We start from the raw sequence: 14698 nt of genomic DNA on the forward strand, positions 1-14698 counted from the left end.
GGAGACCCCAATGAAATTATTGACTGCTGTCACCACTGCTGTGGCGCTTTCTTTCACCGCACAAACCGCCGCTGCGTCGGCTGGTTGTGACGAAGGCGAAATCGTCATCAAGTTCGCCCATGTGACCAACACCGACAAACACCCCAAAGGCATCGCTGCCAGCCTGCTGCAAGAGCGTGTAAACACCGAGATGGACGGCAAGGCCTGTATGGAGGTTTACCCCAACTCGACGCTTTATGATGACAACAAGGTTCTGGAAGCCATGTTGCAGGGCGACGTTCAACTGGCGGCCCCTTCGCTTTCCAAGTTTGAAAAGTTCACCAAGAAGTTCCGCCTGTTCGATCTGCCCTTCATGTTCAAAAGCATGGATGCGGTTGATGCCTATCAGTCCTCGGACGCCGGTCAGGCGCTGCTGGATTCGATGCAGAAACGTGGCCTTCAGGGGCTGGCCTTCTGGCACAACGGTCTGAAACAACTGTCGGCCAACAAGCCGCTGATCCACCCGTCGGATGCCAATGGCCTGAAGTTCCGCGTGCAATCGTCTGACGTTCTGGTTGCCCAGATGGAAGCGATCGGCGCAAGCCCGCAGAAAATGGCGTTTTCCGAAGTCTACGGCGCGCTGCAACAGGGTGTTGTGGACGGTCAGGAAAACACCTGGTCAAACATCTATGGCAAAAAGTTCTACGAAGTGCAGGACGGTGTGACCGAAACCAACCACGGTATCATCGACTATCTGGTGGTGACCAATGTCGACTGGCTGGAAAGCCTGGACGCCGATGTGCGCGACCAGTTCCTGACCATTCTGGGTGAAGTGACCAAAACCCGTAATGCAGAAGCCTTTGCTGTGAACGAGGCTGCCAAACAGTCGATCATCGACGCCGGCGGTGTGATCCGCACCCTGACACCGGAACAACGTCAGGAATGGGTTGATGTGATGATGCCGGTTTGGGATAAATTCAAAGGTGACGTTGGTCAGGATGCGATCGACGCCGCCCAGAAGATCAACGAGTCCATGTAAGACCGTTTAGAAAATCTGCGCGCGCCCCGCTGAACGAGGGCGCGCGTTTGCTGTTTACCAAAGATGGAGGGGGACAGGATGCATCCGAAACCAGGTGCTAGCTTTGTCGACCGGATCGAGGAAACGCTGATTGCGTTTCTGCTGGGTGCGATGACGCTGCTGACATTCGCCAATGTTGTTGCCCGTTATGTTTTCAATTCCAACATCCTGTGGGCGCTGGAACTGACTGTGTTCATGTTCGCCTGGCTGGTATTGCTGGGCGCCTCCTATGCCGTCAAAAAAGGCGCGCATCTGGGGGTGGATGCGGTGGTGAATATGCTGCCCAAAGGGGCACGCAAGGCATTGGCGTTATTCGCGGTGCTGATCTGCATAATCTACAGCCTATTGTTGCTAAAGGGGGCTTGGGATTACTGGGCCAATTTCGCAAATCTGCCGCAAACCGAAGGGCGCTGGATACCCACCGGGTTCCAGGACAAATTCCGCGGGCAGGGCTGGTTCGAAACCAACGATATTCCGCTGCCGGCCGTCCTGAACTGGATGGAGGCGGTATTCAACGATGGTGACGAATACGAAAAACTGCCCCGCCTTGTGCCCTATATGGTGCTGCCGCTGTCGATGGCGTTGCTTCTGTTTCGTTTTATTCAGGCGGCCTTTGCGATCAGGTCCGGCAAGATAGACCGCATCATCGCCAGCCATGAAGTCGAGGATGAAATCGCCGAAATCCAGGAATTGCGCGGGGAAACAGGAAAATGACAGTCGCCTTCCTTTTCGCGATGGTCGTCGGCCTGATGATGATCGGCGTTCCCATTGCGGTGTCGCTGGGGTTCAGTTCGATTGTTTTTCTGCTGCTTTTCTCGGATGCCTCGCTGGCGTCAATTGCGCAAACCCTGTTTTCCGCCTTCGAGGGGCATTCAACCCTGCTGGCCATCCCGTTCTTTATCCTTGCCTCGTCGTTCATGTCGACAGGCGGGGTGGCGGAACGGATCATCCGGTTTTCTATCGCCTGTGTCGGCCATCTGCGCGGTGGTCTGGCGATTGCGGGTGTATTCGCCTGTATGATGTTTGCCGCCCTGTCGGGGTCATCCCCCGCGACCGTGGTGGCCATCGGTTCGATCGTGATCGCGGCGATGACCAAGGCGGGCTATACCAAGGATTTCGCCGCCGGTGTGATCTGTAACGCGGGCACTTTGGGCATCCTGATCCCGCCCTCTATCGTGATGGTGGTTTACGCCGCTGCGGTCGAGGTTTCGGTGGGGCGGATGTTCCTTGCCGGTATCATCCCCGGTCTGCTGGCCGGTGGTATGCTGATGGTCGCGATCTATGTGATGGCGCGGATCAAGAATATGCCAGCAGGTAAATGGGCCGGTTGGCGCGAGATCGGCACAGCCTTTGCCGATGCCTTCTGGGGGCTGATGCTGATCGTGATTATCATGGTCGGAATTTACGGCATCCCTGGTGTGACCTCGGCCATCTTTACGCCGACAGAAGCCGCCGCTGTGGCCTCGATCTATGCGTTCCTGATTGCCAGTTTCGTCTATCGCGATATGGGACCACTGGCCGCCAAAAACGGAGGCGTAAAGGGCAGTTTGCTGAACAGGCCCTATGCGCTGGTCACAGCCTTTTTCCACCGCGATACACGGCACACGTTGTTCGAGGCGGGCAAGCTGACCGTTACCCTGATGTTCGTGATTGCCAATGCGCTGATCCTGAAACATGTTCTGACCGAAGAACAGATTCCGCAGCAGGTGGCCAACGCCATGCTGAGTGCCGGTTTTGGCTGGGTGATGTTCCTTGTGGTGGTTAACGTGATCCTGCTGATCGGCGGGCAATTCATGGAGCCGTCCGGTCTGTTGGTGATTGTCGCCCCGCTGGTGTTCCCGATCGCAATGGAGCTGGGGATCGACCCGATCCATCTGGGCATCATCATGGTGGTGAACATGGAAATCGGTATGATCACCCCGCCTGTCGGGTTGAACCTGTTCGTGACCTCGGGGGTTGCGGGCATGCCGATGATGCGGGTGGTTCGGGCTGCGCTGCCGTTTCTTGCCGTGCTGTTCGTGTTCCTGATTATGATCACCTATATCCCGTGGCTGTCGACCGCTATTCCGAATGCGGTGATGGGCCCGGAAGTAATTACCAAGTAGAACTAAGTAAAAAAGTGAGAAAAGCCGCCAGAGGTTACTCTGGCGGCTTTTTAAATTGCGGGATGGTGGATTAAGCGTTGTCCAGCGCTGTAATGATGCCGCTGAAATCCGCAGCCTTTAGCGATGCCCCGCCGACAAGCGCGCCATCCACGTTCGACACCGCAAAGATATCATCTGCATTCGACGGTTTGACCGAGCCACCATAAAGCAGGCGCACCGAGCGGCCCACGCCTTCGCCAAAGCGGCGCTCTAGCTGGGTGCGGATGAAATCATGCACTTCGCCAATCTGGTCCAGCGTCGGAACCTTGCCGGTGCCGATGGCCCAGATCGGCTCATACGCCACCACAAGGTTTTCGCCGGTGACATTGTCGGGGATGGAACCGGCCAACTGCCCCGAGATGATTTCCAGTGTGTTCATCGCCTCGCGCTCGGCGTCGGATTCACCACAGCAGACCACAGCGACCAGACCGGCCGCAATTGCGGCCTTGGCCTTGTTGCGCACGTCCTTGTCGCTTTCGTTGTGGTCCTGACGGCGCTCGGAATGGCCAAGGATCACATGGCTGGCACCGGCATCGACCAGCATACCGGCGGCAATATCGCCGGTGTGGGCGCCAGAGGGTTCGGCGTGGCAATCCTGCCCGCCGGTGTGGATCGGCCCGTCACCGATCCGCGCGCTCATGGCCGAAACCAGTGTGGCCGGCGGGCACAGCAGGATTTCGCAACCCGGGGCAGGGTGGGCGGCCAGCAGCGCGTCGACCTCGGCCAGTGACGCGGTGGTGCCGTTCATTTTCCAGTTTCCGGCGGCAAGTTTTTTACGCATGATCTATATCCCTTTGTTGGTTGGGGTAATTGATGCCCTATATCGGCGCATAATGGCAAGGCGTTAGCGGTAACTGCGGCAAGTAAACGCGTTCGCCTTACAGGGCATCCAGCGCCTTTTGCCCCCAGATAAGCACCGCGTCAGGATCGTAATTGGCGGTGTCGGGCAAGGTCCAATAGGCCATTTTATCGCCCGTCTCTACACCGAATTGCCGCGCGCCAGCAGCGGCAATTTCATCGGCAAAGGGGCCTTTGGCCTTTAGATACAGGGTGCCTTCGCGATCCAGCATGGAAAATATGGTGCCATTACAATAGATCGACAAGCCACCCATCATTTTGCGGGTGGTGATCCGGCCCAGCGGGTCAAACATATCGTGGACAAAGGCAATATCGGTATCGTTGATACTCATTTTCTGGCCTGTTTGGCTTTGGTGCGTTTGGTCGCTGCCTTTTGGGCCGGAACCATGGATTTTCCGGCCCAGAACATGGCCTCGTCCGGATCGTCCAGCGCACTTTCGGGCATGGACACCAGACCGGGAATGACACGCACGCCGGATTTTGTGTCGTATTGGAAGGGCTCGGAGCCGGCATTTGCATATTCGGCGGCCAAGGATTTGTTGACCTTCATGAACAAGGCATCGCCAAAGATCACAGCGAACATGGCGTCATCGATATAAAGGGCAGTGCCACCAAACAGGCGGCCGGTTCTGATCGGGCCAAGGCCCGCGAACAGATCGCGGGCGTGGGCCAGAAATTCGGGGTCGGTCGACACTACATCTCTGCGAATTTAATGGATTCGCCGCAGCCGCAGGATTCTGTCACATTGGGGTTGCGGAATTTGAAGCCGCTTTCCAGCAAGGAAACCTCGTAGTCGATTTCGGTTCCGAACAGGAACATTTGCGCCATCGGGGCAATCATCACCCGCGCGCCGTCCTGTTCCACCACTTCGTCCATCGGATCAACCTCGTCCACATAGTCCATGGTGTATTCCATCCCCGCACAGCCGCCCTTCTTGACGCCGATGCGCAAGCCCTGATGGCCCTTTTCGGCCATCAGTTTTGAAATCTGTTTCGCTGCGGTCGGGGTCATGCTGACCGCCTGTTTGCCGGGGATGCCGAACATGGGGTTCTCCTGTTTCCTGACCCTTTATATAGGGTATTATGCATGTGATCTCAAGCCGCGTCAGACCATTGCCGCCGCTTTACACATATTTGTCAGCTTGGTGCGGGTTTGTTCCAGCGTCAGATACCCCAATCCGCAATCGGGCGCGGCGATCAGGCGCTCGGGTGGCAGTATCGTCAGAACCTCGCGCATCCGCTCGGCGATTTGATCCACCGCTTCGATCCGGCTAACGGCGATATCGACAAAGCCGACAATCGCGGTGGTTTTGCGGAACTTTTCGAACAGCGACAGGTCGCTGTGGCAATGGCAATCCTCGATCGACAGGGCGTCAATCCGTCCGTCCAGCGCCTCGACCAGCTGGTGATAGACGTTGTGGTCGGCCTTGGGGTAATCCGGCTGGTCAATATGTTCGGGATAGCCGCAACACATGTGGGCGGTGCGCACCACATGGTCGGGCACGCCGTGGAACACCCGTTCCAGCGCCTCGTAACCGAAGGCCGCCGCGTCCTCGGGCTTGCGGGCGAACAGGGGTTCGTCCACCTGAATGTGGATGCATCCGGCATCGGCCAGCGCCAGCACCTCCTGATTCAGCGCGTCGGCCAGATCGAATGCCAGTCTGGCATCGTCATTGTAGTAGCAATCGGCCACGGTGCCGATGATGGTCATCGGGCCGGGCAGGGTCAGTTTGACGGGGCGGTCCGAGAAGGATTGCGCCTGTTTGTAATCGCGCGGCAGCACAGGGGCGCCAGCGCGGATTTTGCCACGGATCGCCGGCAGGTCGGATTCATAGGCCCCGTTGCGCAACACACGGTGTTCCAGATTGTCGAAATCAAACCCGTCCATATAGCGGCACTGGTAATGCACATAGTTCTCGCGCCGCTGTTCGCCATCGGTCGGTATGTCGATGCCACAGTCGATCTGGGTCTGCACAGCCGCGCGGGTGGCGCGCTCAAAGGCCGGTTCGTGTTCGGGGGAATCCGACCAGTTTTGCAGCACATCGGCAGTATAACTATCGGCGGCATGGGTGACCTTGAACCAGTCTTTGATCGGCACATAGTCGGGCTTGGGGAAGGCCCCGATGGTGGTGGTTTTGATCGGCATTGTCACGTCATCCTTTGCATAGCGTTCCCCTGAACGCTAAAAGCGCGGCATAGGACCGCGCAAGCAGGATAGCGACTGTAATATGTCGTTTTTACATGAAACCCAGTTCAAGGCGGGCCTCGTCGGACATCATTTCCATGCCCCACTGAGGTTCCCACACCAGTTCGACATTGACGGTTTTTACACCGGCCAGCGGCGAAATCGCATCGGCAATCCATCCGGGCATTTCACCGGCGACAGGGCAGCCGGGCGCGGTCAGGGACATATAGATCTGAACATCGCCCTCGTCTGAAATCTCGATCGTATAGATCAGACCCAGATCATAGATGTTCACCGGCACTTCGGGGTCATAGACCGAGCGGCAGGCCTCGACGATCTTGTCATACAGCGGATGGTCCGTGCTGGACGGTTTGATCAGCGGTGTGCCTTCTAGCGGTGTATCGGATTCGGCAGTCATGGGACCCTCTTTGGATTACTTGACTGAATATATAAGGATTGCAGGCGCGGGCGTCCAGAGGGGAAGCGCAGCAATCGGGGTGCGGCGTATTCGCAAGGGGTGGCCATGAAAATGGCCCGCATGATAAATCACGCGGGCCATTCAGGTTTGCAGTGAGTGGTCGTTATTTGTCGTGGGTTGCTTCTACCACGGCAGCCATTTCGGCTTCGACGGCCGGATCAATGGTGATGGCGTCGTCCGTGTCCAGCATGCCGGCATCCGGATCATTAAACACCGAGACATCCAGTTTGCCTTCGCTTTTGGCAACAATGCTGGAAACAGCGGCGTCACCCGAAACGTTGACAGCTGTGCGGATCATATCCATCAGACGGTCAACACCCAGCACAAGGCCGATACCCTCGACGGGCAGGCCGACCTGAGTGAACACCATCGACAGCATGATCAGGCCAACGCCTGGAACACCGGCGGTGCCAATGGATGCCAGAACCGACATCAGGATCACGGTCAGATAACCGCCCATCCCCAGATCAACGCCATAGACGTTGGCGATAAACACGGTGGCAACACCTTGCATGATCGCGGTGCCGTCCATGTTGATCGTGGCGCCAAACGGCACTGTGAACGACGCAACCGAGTTGTTGACCCCGAAGCGCTGCGTCACGGTGCGCATGGTGACAGGAATGGTTGCGTTTGACGATGCGGTCGAAAAGGCAAACACCTGCACGTTGCGAATTTTCTTCAGGAACATTATCGGACTTAGACCCGAGAACACCTTCAGTGTTATCATCAGTGTGACAAACAGGTGGAACATCAGTGCGCCCACCAGAACCAGAACATAACCGGCAAGCGATGCCAGCAGGTCCAGACCCAGGTTTGCAACCGCTTTGGCAATCAGCGCGAACACGGCATAGGGGGCCAGTGCCATGATGATATTCACCATCTTCATCATGATTTCGTTGGCAACCTCGGCCCCTTCGATGAATGGTTTGGCCTTGTGCCCGACCATCAGCATGCTGACCCCGACCATGATCGAGAAGAAAATGATTGGCAGCATGTCGCCATTGGCCATCGCTGCAACCGGATTCTTCGGAATAATGTCGATCAGTACCTGCGACAGGGGCGGTGCATCTTTGCCTGTGAAGTTGGCCGCGCTTTCCAGATTAAGCCCGTCGCCAATGCCCAATGACGCCGCAATAAGGATCGCTGTCGCAATCGCAATCGCGGTTGTCAGCATATAAAGCGCAAAGGATTTCGTCCCCACACGCCCCAGCATCCTGATATCGCCAATGCCGGTCACCCCGCAGATAAGCGAGAAGAACACCAGTGGAACCACCAGCATTTTCAACATGTTGACAAACATTTTGCCAACGATATGAAAGGCGCCGTTCACCACAAACTGGTTCACAAAGCCCGCTTTGGCCCCTTCCGGGACTTCCATCATACCCGAAAGGTTGAATATCAACCCCAGGATAATCCCCAACGCCATCCCAAGTAGCACCTTGGTGGTCAGGTTCATTTTTTTGCTATCCGACATCCACTTTTACTCCCGTTTTACTTATTTTTATTGGGAAAAGGCTACGGGAGGTGGGGAAACCGATCAAGCGCACGTCAGAAGTGTATTGTTAACTGTGTTACTAATATTACGATTGTTTCAGGGGATTGTTGCCGGATTCTGCATTGAACTTTTGTTTCGGGTCCCTAAAGTTGAGGCATTGAATCCGCGAATACATTGAATAAAGGAAATCATTATGAAACCAAAAAAGATTTTTGGCACGGCTATTTGTGCCATATCGCTATGGGCCAACCCGCTTTTGGCGCAAACCACGGTCGAGGTAAACACGCTAAAGGTTGAGGGCCTTGTCGTCGGTGTGCCGCAGAAAATAGATGCGGATTTTGCCGCTGAACATGGTGTCACTGTGCCAAAACCGTTCCATTTCACAGTTCCGACCGACCGGACCAAAAACATCAAGGTTCTGTATGCCCCAGAAGTTCCGGGATATGCCAAGTATAATTTCGCGACGGAGGATAACCGGCTAAGGTCAAGCATCCATTTTATTCCCTTTGCCCTGAACCGGAATGTAGAAGGGGACCTGTTGCAGGCCTTGGCCAATGTTGCCAAAGAGGGGTTCATCGGTGCAATTGTCGATCCGGACAAGGCGGAAATCGATGTAACACGGCAAGCCGAGGTCGGCCCCTACCAGGCGGTCGAGGCGATCGGGCGTTATGCCGAAGCGGATGGAACTATCGTTGCGCTGCGGGTTGTTGCGGTTGCCGGGGAAGGCGAGACCGAAGGGCTAATCGCGATCATCAATGCGCTGCCCGAAACGACAGGGATGACCAAAGTCGGAGATATCATTTATGTTGATGGTTCAAGGGCGCTGGGGACGATGCGGTTTGATTGAAATCTGCGAATAGTTGTAATTATCACGGTGTTGACTGTTATAAGTTGGTGGATTATCAAGCTTCGGTTGAACAAATCCTGAAGGATAAAAAGTGAAAAATATACTAAAAATTACTCTGTTTTGTAGTGGTCTTGTTGTTGCCGGATGTACCCAGCAATCGGTACCGGAAATGAGCCAATATAACGGTCAAAGAATTGAATTGCTGGCAAAGGCAACACCGGGCCTTATTGACGCAGAGTTTGTTCTTTTTATTAATAGAGAACAAGTTATCAAGCAGCGCACGAAGCCGTTCGGAGGTTCGTCCCAGACATTTAAAGGCACTTGGAATGGGCGGAACGTAGTTGCTCGCGTTACCGCAGTTTCCAAGTTTATGTCTCATTATACAATGATAGACGTATTTATTGATGGGGTTCTGGTCGATACTCTGACGGTATAAGCTATCATTTATGACAGGATTTTATTGAGAGGGCTTATGCCCTCTCATTTATATTCTCTGTAAATGTTCTTTGTTATAAAGCGTGTCGCGTCTGATCAGAAACAAGCCTGTTTTTATCAGGGTGAAGCCACACTTACAATGCAGTTGGGGCCGCCAGGCCAGATGAATTCAATTCGGCGCGACATGGTCTATTTTCTCAACTCGTGGGCAATCGCCACCCCCGCCGCCCAGCCCGACGACCACGCCCATTGAAAATTGAACCCGCCCAGCCAGCCGGTGACATCCACCACCTCGCCGATAAAATACAGCCCTTCCACGTCTTTGGCCTGCATGGTTTTCGACGATAGCGCGTCTGTGTCTACCCCGCCAAGGGTGACTTCGGCGGTGCGGTAGCCTTCGGTGCCGGTCGGGTGCAATTCCCATGCGGTGATGGCCTGCACGATACCGGCCAGGGCCGCGTCGGAATGATCGGCCAGATTGCCCTGCCAGCCGTGCAGGGCGGCAAGATAGGTGACCAGCCGTTTGGGCAGCCATTCGGCCAGATTGGTGGATATATCGCGCCGCCCCGATTTTTGCCGCTGCTCGCGCAGCCGCTCCAGCAGGTCGCCGGCGGGCCACAGGTTTAGCGTGATCGGCATCCCTTCGCGCCAATAGGATGAGATCTGCAAAATGACAGGGCCGGACAACCCGCGGTGGGTGAACAGCACCGCTTCGTCAAAGGAAACGCCGCCACAGGACACGCGCGCGTCCAGCGCCACACCGGCCAGCGGTTTGAACATCTCGCCAAAGGTCAGCGGCACAAGGGCAGGGCGGGTTGGCGTGACCGGCAGACCGAACCGGCCGGCGATTTGATAGCCCAACCCGCTTGCCCCCATCTTGGGGATCGACTTGCCGCCGCAGGCGACAACGAAATTCCGGCTGCGCAGAACCTCGCCGGTATCAAGCGTTACCTCAAACCCGTCGCCGATGCGCTGGATCGCTGAAACCGTAGTCCGCAGCCGCACCTCGGCCGCGCCCATCTCGGCCACCAGCATGTGGATGATCTGTTTGGCGGATTCATCGCAAAACAGCTGCCCCAGCGTTTTCTCGTGCGAGGCGATGCCATGTCGCGACACCAGATCAATAAAATCCCATTGAGTATAACGGCTTAGGGCGGATTTAACGAAATGGGGGTTTTGCGAAATAAAGTTCTCGGGCCCGGCATACAGATTGGTGAAATTGCAGCGGCCGCCGCCGGATATGCGTATCTTTTCCCCCGCCGCGCGGGCCTGATCAACCAGCAAAACCCGCCCGCCGGCATATGCCGCACACATCATTCCGGCGGCTCCCGCCCCCAGAATAATGGTGTCAAACCTGTTCGAACCCTTGCCCATATCCCCCGTCAACCACGATGCGCCGCCAGAGGCAACCCCCTGTGAACAAAGGGCTAGCGTCACGCGAATCATTGCGCTACACTGATAGGCAGACCCGGCAAACGGGCAGTATTTGAGGCAGTAAGGCGGTATATCCCATGACAGAAATGGTCTATGGAACAGTTCCGGTTCGCAGTAGCGACCCCATTCTTCCCCGTTGGTGGCAGACAGTCGACAGGTGGTCCCTGACCGCAATCCTGATTTTGTTCGGCATCGGTATTTTGCTGGGTCTGGCCGCGTCCCCGCCGCTGGCCGCGAAAAACGGGCTGGCTCCGTTTCACTATGTGCAGCGGCAAATGCTGTTTGGCGGCATGGCGCTGGTGGTGATGATGATCACTTCGATGATGGCCCCGTCACTGGTGCGCCGGTTGGGGGTGCTGGGGTTTCTGGGGGCCTTTGTGGCGCTGGTGATGCTGCCGCTTCTGGGCACGGATTTTGGCAAAGGCGCGATCCGCTGGTATTCGCTGGGCTTTGCGTCGGTGCAGCCAGCCGAGTTCCTGAAACCCGGTTTCGTGGTGATCGCCGCATGGCTGATGTCGGCCAGTCAGGAAATCAACGGGCCACCCGGGCGGTTATATTCCTTTATCATTGCCATAACGGTTGTCGGTTTTCTGGTGATGCAGCCCGATTTCGGTCAGGCGTCTTTGGTGCTGTTTGGCTGGGGCGTGATGTATTTCGTCGCCGGCGCGCCGATGTTCCTGCTGTTGTCGATGGCCGGTCTGGTCGTGTTTGGCGGCATGTTCGCCTATAATAATTCCGAACATTTTGCGCGGCGGATTGACGGGTTCCTGTCGGCCGATATCGACCCCACGACCCAGATGGGCTATGCCACAAACGCCATTCAGGAAGGCGGTTTTTTCGGGGTCGGCGTGGGCGAAGGGCAAGTGAAATGGTCGCTTCCCGATGCGCATACCGATTTCATCGTTGCCGTTGCGGCCGAGGAATACGGCCTTGTGCTGGTGCTGATCATCATCGCACTTTATATGGTGATCACCGTGCGTTCCCTGCTGCGCCTGATGAAAGAGCGCGATACATTTATCCGGCTGGCCGGAACGGGCCTTGCCTGTATGTTCGGCGTTCAGGCCATGATCAATATGGGCGTTGCCGTGCGCCTGCTGCCCGCCAAGGGTATGACGCTGCCCTTTGTCAGCTACGGCGGTTCGTCGCTGATTGCGGGTGGGGTTGCGGTTGGCATGTTGCTGGCCTTTACCCGCACACGGCCACAGGGCGAAATTATTGACCACTTTGCACGTCGGGGACACTGATCCATGTCAAAACCACCCCTTCTGATCATCGCCGCTGGCGGCACAGGGGGCCATATGTTCCCCGCACAGGCATTGGCCGAGGTCATGTTGCGCAAGGGCTGGCGGGTGAAACTGTCCACCGATGCCCGTGGTGCCCGCTATACCGGCGGCTTTCCCCATGTGGTCGAGATCGAGGAGATTTCCTCCGCCACCTTCGCCCGTGGCGGGATGCTGGCAAAACTGCTGGTGCCGTTCCGTATTCTCGGCGGGATTGCCTCGGCCACCCTGCGGATGATGCGCGACAAGCCGGCGATGGTGGTGGGCTTTGGCGGCTATCCGTCAATTCCGGCTGTATCGGCGGCCTGGATTCTGCGCCGTCCGCGTATCCTGCACGAACAAAACGGTGTTTTGGGGCGGGTGAACCGGCTGTTTGCCAAACGGGTGAACGCGGTGGCCTGCGGCACATGGCCCACCGATCTGCCCAAAGGGGTTAAGGGCACATTCACCGGCAACCCCGTGCGCGCCGCTGTGCTGGAACGCGCCGGTGCCGCCTATATTCCGCCCGGCGATTACCCGATGTCGATCCTGGTGATGGGCGGCAGCCAGGGTGCGCGTATCCTGTCCGATGTGGTGCCCGAAGCAATCCTGAAACTGCCCGAAGACCTGCGCGGCTATCTGCGCATCTACCATCAGGCCCGCGAGGAAGACCGCAAGCGGGTCGAAGTCTATTACGCCAGCCACGGGCTGGTGGCTGTGGTCAAACCGTTCTTTAATAATGTGTCGACATTGATGAGCGAAGCCCAACTGGTCATTTCGCGCGCCGGTGCCTCCTCGGTGGCGGATATTGCCGTGATCGGACGCCCCTCGATCCTGATCCCCTATGCCGCGGCAACGGGGGATCACCAGACCGCCAACGCCCGTGGTCTGGTCGAGGCCGAAGCCGCTATCCTGATCCCTGAATCCAAACTGGACGCGGATTTTCTAAGTAAGCAAATCAAGGTCGTTCTGACCACCCCGATTGCCGCCAACCATATGGCGCAGGCCGCGTTGAAATGCGGGCGACCCGACGCCACCGAACGGTTGGTGGAAATGGTCGAAACCCTTGCAGATACCGGCACAACCGATACAGGAGCCAGCCAATGAATTCCGCCGCCACCAAACTGCCCCTTGATGTGGGCGCGATCCATTTCGTCGGCATCGGCGGTATCGGCATGTCGGGCATTGCCGAGGTGCTGTTGAACCACGGCTATCAGGTGCAGGGGTCCGACCTGAAGGCCAGCAAGATCACTGACCGTCTGGCTGATCTGGGGGCAAAGATATTCGTTGGCCAAAGTGCTGAAAATCTGGAAAACGCCGAAGTGGTGGTGATTTCATCCGCCATCAAACCCGGCAACGCGGAACTGGACGAAGCCCGCAAACGTGGGTTGCCCGTGGTGCGCCGCGCCGAAATGCTGGCCGAATTGATGCGTTTAAAATCCAATGTGGCCATCGCTGGCACCCACGGCAAAACCACCACCACAACTATGGTCGCAACCTTGCTGGACGCTGGCGGGCTGGACCCGACGGTGATCAATGGTGGCATCATCCACGCCTATGGCAGTAACGCCCGCATGGGCGGGGGCGAATGGATGGTGGTCGAGGCGGACGAAAGCGACGGCACCTTCAACCGCCTGCCGGCCACCATCGCCGTGGTGACCAATATCGACCCCGAACATATGGAACACTGGGGCACCTTCGATGCCCTGCGCGAAGGCTTCCACGATTTTGTCTCGAACATTCCCTTCTACGGTTTGGCCGTTTGCTGCACCGATCACGCCGAGGTTCAGGCGCTGGTGGGCCGCATCACCGACCGGCGCGTGGTGACATACGGCTTTAACGCGCAGGCCGATGTGCGCGCGCTTAACCTGACCTACAAGGACGGCATGGCGCATTTCGACATCGCCCTGCAATCCGAAGACAGGATGATCAAGGGCTGCATCCTGCCCATGCCCGGGGATCACAATGTTTCCAACGCCCTGGCCGCCGTTGCCGTGGCGCGGCATCTGGGGATGAAGCTGGACGAAATCCGCACCGCCCTTGAAAATTTCGGTGGCGTGAACCGCCGCTTTACCCGTGTGGGCAAGGTGAACGGCGTGACCATCATTGACGATTACGCCCACCACCCCGTTGAAATCGCCGCCGCCCTGAAGGCCGCGCGCCAATCGACCGAAGGGCGCGTGATCGCCCTGCACCAGCCACACCGCTATTCCCGCCTGCACGATCTGTTCGACGATTTCTGCGCCTGTTTCAATGACGCCGATATTGTCGGCATCTCGGACGTGTTCGCCGCCGGAGAAGACCCCATCAAAGGGGCGGATCGCGACGATCTGGTCGCAGGCCTGATCCGCCACGGCCACCGCCACGCGCTGGCGATTGAAGACGAGGACGCCATGACCGCTCTGATCAAAGAACAGGCCAAACCGGGCGATATGGTGATCTGCCTTGGCGCGGGCACAATATCCGCCTGGGCCAATGCCCTGCCGGAGCGATTGAAAGGATAACCA

16 protein-coding genes are annotated in these 14698 nt (G+C 57.1%); 8 read left to right on the plus strand and 8 right to left on the minus strand.

Annotated elements, in window-relative coordinates:
- Nucleotides 1–10: 10 nt before the first annotated feature.
- The 3 genes from BAR1_RS05375 to BAR1_RS05385 all read left to right on the plus strand — a co-directional run bounded on the left by BAR1_RS05375 (nt 11) and on the right by BAR1_RS05385 (nt 3162).
- Nucleotides 11–1018, plus strand: a complete 1008-nt coding sequence (locus BAR1_RS05375) for a DctP family TRAP transporter solute-binding subunit (RefSeq protein ID WP_118942069.1) — start codon at nt 11–13, stop codon at nt 1016–1018.
- Between the two features lie 78 nt (nt 1019–1096).
- Complete coding sequence (locus BAR1_RS05380; protein ID WP_118942070.1) at nt 1097–1771, plus strand: TRAP transporter small permease; 675 nt, start codon at nt 1097–1099, stop codon at nt 1769–1771.
- Entirely contained in the window at nt 1768–3162 is a 1395-nt protein-coding gene (locus BAR1_RS05385) for a TRAP transporter large permease (protein ID WP_118942071.1), read from the plus strand. Before BAR1_RS05380 ends, BAR1_RS05385 begins: the two co-directional genes overlap by 4 nt.
- A 70-nt stretch (nt 3163–3232) precedes the next feature.
- Here BAR1_RS05385 and tpiA read toward each other — a convergent pair whose 3' ends face one another.
- The 7 genes from tpiA to BAR1_RS05420 form a co-directional block, all read right to left on the minus strand.
- Nucleotides 3233–3982, minus strand: coding sequence for a triose-phosphate isomerase (tpiA, locus tag BAR1_RS05390; RefSeq protein ID WP_118942072.1), 750 nt, complete (start codon nt 3980–3982; stop codon nt 3233–3235).
- A 97-nt stretch (nt 3983–4079) separates the two neighbouring features.
- Complete coding sequence (locus BAR1_RS05395; protein WP_118942073.1) at nt 4080–4391, minus strand: TfoX/Sxy family protein; 312 nt, start codon at nt 4389–4391, stop codon at nt 4080–4082.
- The gene (locus tag BAR1_RS05400) at nt 4388–4753 is read right to left on the minus strand and encodes a TfoX/Sxy family protein (protein ID WP_118942074.1); all 366 of its coding nucleotides are present in this window, start codon (nt 4751–4753) and stop codon (nt 4388–4390) included. The genes BAR1_RS05395 and BAR1_RS05400 overlap by 4 nt, the downstream gene beginning before the upstream one ends.
- Nucleotides 4753–5103 (minus strand): HesB/IscA family protein, encoded by a 351-nt coding sequence (locus BAR1_RS05405; RefSeq protein WP_118942075.1) that lies wholly within the window; start codon nt 5101–5103, stop codon nt 4753–4755. Before BAR1_RS05405 ends, BAR1_RS05400 begins: the two co-directional genes overlap by 1 nt.
- 60 nt (nt 5104–5163) lie before the next feature.
- Nucleotides 5164–6204 carry a cobalamin-independent methionine synthase II family protein gene (locus tag BAR1_RS05410; RefSeq protein ID WP_118942076.1) on the minus strand — a complete coding sequence of 347 codons (1041 nt, stop codon included), beginning with the start codon at nt 6202–6204 and terminating at the stop codon, nt 5164–5166.
- Nucleotides 6205–6295: 91 nt separating this feature from the next.
- A complete protein-coding gene (locus BAR1_RS05415) occupies nt 6296–6661 on the minus strand; it encodes an SUF system Fe-S cluster assembly protein (protein WP_118942077.1) in 366 nt (121 codons plus the stop codon).
- Nucleotides 6662–6824: 163 nt separating this feature from the next.
- A complete protein-coding gene (locus BAR1_RS05420; RefSeq protein WP_118942078.1) occupies nt 6825–8195 on the minus strand; it encodes a dicarboxylate/amino acid:cation symporter in 1371 nt (456 codons plus the stop codon).
- A gap of 214 nt (nt 8196–8409) precedes the next feature.
- Here BAR1_RS05420 and BAR1_RS05425 point away from each other — a divergent pair, with 214 nt between their 5' ends.
- Together BAR1_RS05425 and BAR1_RS05430 are read left to right on the plus strand one after the other, a co-directional pair.
- The gene (locus tag BAR1_RS05425) at nt 8410–9063 is read left to right on the plus strand and encodes a hypothetical protein (protein WP_118942079.1); all 654 of its coding nucleotides are present in this window, start codon (nt 8410–8412) and stop codon (nt 9061–9063) included.
- A gap of 91 nt (nt 9064–9154) precedes the next feature.
- A complete protein-coding gene (locus tag BAR1_RS05430; protein WP_162891677.1) occupies nt 9155–9499 on the plus strand; it encodes a hypothetical protein in 345 nt (114 codons plus the stop codon).
- Between the two features lie 188 nt (nt 9500–9687).
- Here BAR1_RS05430 and BAR1_RS05435 read toward each other — a convergent pair whose 3' ends face one another.
- A complete protein-coding gene (locus BAR1_RS05435; protein WP_118944354.1) occupies nt 9688–10872 on the minus strand; it encodes a BaiN/RdsA family NAD(P)/FAD-dependent oxidoreductase in 1185 nt (394 codons plus the stop codon).
- Between the two features lie 137 nt (nt 10873–11009).
- On the opposite strand from BAR1_RS05435, the gene BAR1_RS05440 reads away from it, so the two are divergent.
- Genes BAR1_RS05440 through murC form a run of 3 tightly spaced genes read left to right on the plus strand, consistent with a single transcriptional unit; the run spans nt 11010 to nt 14695 of the window.
- Nucleotides 11010–12176, plus strand: coding sequence for a peptidoglycan glycosyltransferase FtsW (locus BAR1_RS05440; protein ID WP_118942081.1), 1167 nt, complete (start codon nt 11010–11012; stop codon nt 12174–12176).
- Nucleotides 12177–12179: 3 nt separating this feature from the next.
- Nucleotides 12180–13298 (plus strand): UDP-N-acetylglucosamine--N-acetylmuramyl-(pentapeptide) pyrophosphoryl-undecaprenol N-acetylglucosamine transferase, encoded by a 1119-nt coding sequence (locus tag BAR1_RS05445; protein WP_118942082.1) that lies wholly within the window; start codon nt 12180–12182, stop codon nt 13296–13298.
- Nucleotides 13295–14695: a UDP-N-acetylmuramate--L-alanine ligase gene (gene murC / locus BAR1_RS05450; RefSeq protein ID WP_118942083.1), complete on the plus strand. Its 1401-nt coding sequence runs from the start codon at nt 13295–13297 to the stop codon at nt 14693–14695. The genes BAR1_RS05445 and murC overlap by 4 nt, the downstream gene beginning before the upstream one ends.
- Nucleotides 14696–14698 lie beyond the last annotated feature (3 nt).

This window comes from Profundibacter amoris (assembly GCF_003544895.1).
GTDB lineage: Bacteria > Pseudomonadota > Alphaproteobacteria > Rhodobacterales > Rhodobacteraceae > Profundibacter > Profundibacter amoris.